This window comes from Bartonella sp. AD13SXNS, from assembly GCF_042196465.1.
Lineage (GTDB): Bacteria > Pseudomonadota > Alphaproteobacteria > Rhizobiales > Rhizobiaceae > Bartonella.
In genome coordinates this window covers 1-1,835 of sequence record NZ_JBHIQI010000059.1, presented here as the reverse complement: position 1 = coordinate 1,835, position 1,835 = coordinate 1, and the positions used below count along the sequence as shown (strand labels likewise).

Genomic DNA, 1,835 nt, shown 5'->3' with positions numbered 1-1,835 from the left:
ACCGTTGTGCGCCCTGCATCCAAACGAATATTCTTCTCCGCAAGGATAACAGCATCACCACCCGCCGCAAAATGCCCTCCTTGACTAAAGATATCCCCGCCATGCACATGCAATTGGTGGTTTGCCGCAATCCGCCCTGAATTGGTTATTGTGGAATTGCTTGTATTCTGGCTGGTGATATTCACATCATCGCCCATGATCAAAGCTCCAGCAGAAACAAAGGAGGCTCTGTCTTTTTCAGGGATATAAAGCACCGGTGCATAAACATCCATGCCCTTGACCTGTTGGCGCACATAAATCACCATCGGCGCTTCTAGGGACGCCAATTGTTCTTCACTCAAAGCCTCACCAAAGGGGAGATTGTGTGCTTTTGCATAGTCTGCCCCGACATCCAGCAAGGTTTTGACTTGTTCAATGGCATCACTTCCAGGAATAAAGGAACCTTTGCCCAACCCTTGACCGACCAGATCACGCATTTGTTTCTCAATCAGCTGCTTTTCGAAATAAGCATCGCCTAAGAAAAAAATCTCTCTGTCAGGATTGTAGCCAATTCTGTTCAAATAATAGGCTGAGCCATAAAACTTGCCGACATCAAGGAATTCTGCCCGCGTTTCATAAATGAAATTTTGATTGGGCAGCGTGCCCCCAACACCCCCCGATTGGGGTTTTGGTAAAGGAAGCCCCTCAGCAAGTTCCCCTGTATTATTGAGATCCACTTTTGGTGTAAAGAGAGCATCAACCCCGGTTAAACCACTTAAGGACTCCAGTGGATTGCCTTCAACTGCTTGTGCTTTAAAATGCGCATCCCCTGTAATGGAACCTTCCGCTGCCGTGTTATTGAGTTGATCGACCACCAAATTCAACGTGCCACCCGCTTGGACAAGACCAGGAACGCTCTCCAAAGCTTCTGAACCAGTTTGGCGATCCTTGCCATTGGCTATATCTAAAGAAACATCGCGGCTTCCATCAGCTTTATAGCCATAACAACTGTCTGTATAAGCCTGACAACCCAGATAAGTTTTTTTATAAGCTGTTGCGCCCAGATTGGTCAGCACACCAACGTGGATATCGGCATTTCCCCCCGCTTCTATAGTGCTGTAGTTATTCTCAATGTTATCAGCGTTAATGATGAGATTGCCACTAGATTGTATCATCCCCGAAACTGGTTTATGAGAAAACCCTTGCGTGACAGTCTTTTCTGTCATGTGTGACCGGTTATACCATCGATACCGTTCTATATTACTGTTTGTCTTGTCATATTTCCAAGTAAATGACTTGTAGACTGTTCCATCGTTTGAAATTGCGGCACCATAAGTTTCTTCTTTGCTCGACCAAAGCTTTTTATCAAATACAAATTCTTCTGTATGAAAGACATAATAATTCGGTACATAATTTGGTAGAGGTGGATGAGTAAGTTCATCCTTAGTGTGCCCCTTTCCCCAAAGGTTGGGACCATCTTGATATAACATCCCATCACTGAGCCTATCAGAACCCTTTGGTCTTTGGAAAGAAATATCGCTATATTCCGTTTTTTCTGTTATGATAGGTGTGCTATCGGCTTCGTTTTTCAGGGTGTTGGTTTGGATATTTAAGTTTCCACCAGCTTGAATAAAGCCTGCTTTATTGACAAGGGAAAGGCTTTTTCCGCTGCCCGCCGCATTGGTAAAAGATAAATCACCCTCTGCCATTATGGTGCCAAAATCATTCAACAAAGCTCCATCAACTTGTAAAACACCATTGCCTTTCACATAAATTAAGCCCGTTTTGTTGTTGGTCACATCCCCCGTCACGCTAAAGACTAAATCCTGCCCCGATGCCAATTGACCGCTATTTCC

1 pseudogene is annotated in these 1,835 nt (G+C 44.6%); it reads right to left on the bottom strand.

Annotated features, from left to right (window positions below):
- Window positions 1-1,835: pseudogene (locus ACFIMQ_RS09300) on the bottom strand (filamentous hemagglutinin); the annotation flags it as partial.